This is a genomic window from Inquilinus sp. NPDC058860, assembly GCF_042743185.1.
In the GTDB taxonomy this organism is placed as follows: Bacteria; Pseudomonadota; Alphaproteobacteria; order DSM-16000; family Inquilinaceae; genus Inquilinus.
The window spans coordinates 1-1405 of the sequence record NZ_JBHYMS010000145.1; the positions used below are offsets into that span (position 1 = coordinate 1).

Annotated in this window: 2 protein-coding genes; both read left to right on the top strand. The window is 67.2% G+C overall.

Translation table 11 applies throughout. From position 1 onward, the window contains the following. The first annotated feature begins 60 nt into the window (after positions 1 to 60). The gene (locus tag ACFW16_RS36120) at positions 61 to 492 is read left to right on the top strand and encodes a transposase (protein ID WP_380313933.1); all 432 of its coding nucleotides are present in this window, start codon (positions 61 to 63) and stop codon (positions 490 to 492) included. Next, the gene (locus ACFW16_RS36125; protein WP_380313934.1) at positions 489 to 1349 is read left to right on the top strand and encodes an IS3 family transposase; all 861 of its coding nucleotides are present in this window, start codon (positions 489 to 491) and stop codon (positions 1347 to 1349) included. The genes ACFW16_RS36120 and ACFW16_RS36125 overlap by 4 nt, the downstream gene beginning before the upstream one ends. The last annotated feature ends 56 nt before the right edge of the window (positions 1350 to 1405 follow it).

Consider the following 1405-nt stretch of genomic DNA (forward strand, 5'->3'; position numbering starts at 1 on the left):
TGGACTGCACCCCTGGACTGAGACAGAAGAATTAGGGTGACATGGGCGATCGGAGGCTGAATGCCCGACAAGCCCAGGATTTCCACACGTAGTTTCCCGGCCGCGCTGAAGCAGGCGGCGATGGTTCGGCTGGAAGCCGGCGAGGCGCTGGCAGCGGTCGCCCGCGACCTCGGCATCAGCCGCAAGGTGCTCTATGGCTGGCGTGCGCTCTGGCGGGCGGAAGGGGCGGCCGGGCTCCGCCACAAGCGCGGCCCCAAGCCCGGCCTGCGCCAGCGGCGCCTGGCGGCAGCCCTCGCCCCGCCGCCCGAGCCCGCTCTGCCGGATCCGGCCGAAGCCCTGGCCAAGGCGCAGGCCCGGATCGGCGAGCTCGAACGCATCATCGGCCGGCAGCAGGCGGGCCTCGATTTTTTTCAACGTGCCTTGCAGGCCTTGGACGCGGACACGACGCCCGATCCGTCCGTGCCCGGCTCTACGCGGTCATCCAAGCCATGACCGGGAGCCGGACCCTGCAAGGCGCCGCCGCCGTCGACCAACTCTGCCAGCTCGGCCGCGTGTCGCGCGCCGGCTATTACCGCTTCCTCGAGCACAAAGCCCCGGCCCGAGCCGACGCCGATCTGCGCGACGCCATTCACCATATCGCCCTCGCGCACAAGCATTACGGCTACCGCCCGGTGACCGCGGCGCTCAAACGCCTGGGCATCGCCGTCAACGCCAAGCGGGTGCTGCGCCTGATGCGCGAGGACAATCTGCTCGTCCTGCGCACCAAGGCCTTCGTGCCCCGGACCACCGACAGCGATCATGGCTTCCGCATCGCCCCCAACCTGATCCGATCGCTCATCCCCACCGGGCTCGATCAGATCTGGGTGGCCGACATCACCTATGTCCGCCTGGCCGAGGCCTTCGTCTATCTCGCCGTCATCCTCGACGCCTTCTCCCGCCGCGTCGTCGGCTGGGCCCTCGAAGATCACCTGCGCGCCGAGCTCGCTCTCGCCGCCCTCGACATGGCCCTGCACCACCGCAGGCCGCCGCCCGACAGCCTGATCCATCATTCCGACCGAGGCGTTCAATATGCCTGTGGCGACTACACCGGGCGCCTCCACGACCATGCCATCCGCCTCAGCATGAGCGCGCCCGGCAACCCTTACGACAACGCCAAGGCCGAGAGCTTCTTCAAGACCCTGAAGAAGGAGGAGGTCAACGCCAGCGCCTACTCGTCAATTGACCACGCCAGGCGCAATATCGGCACCTTCCTGGAGACAACCTACAACCGCCAGAGGCTCCATTCCGCCCTCGGCTACAAACCCCCAACCGAATTCGAAGCTGACCTCGTCAACCCTCGACCCCACTGACACCAACAGCACCCTGTCACTTAAACTCCGTTGTCTCAGTCCAGGGGTGCAGTCCA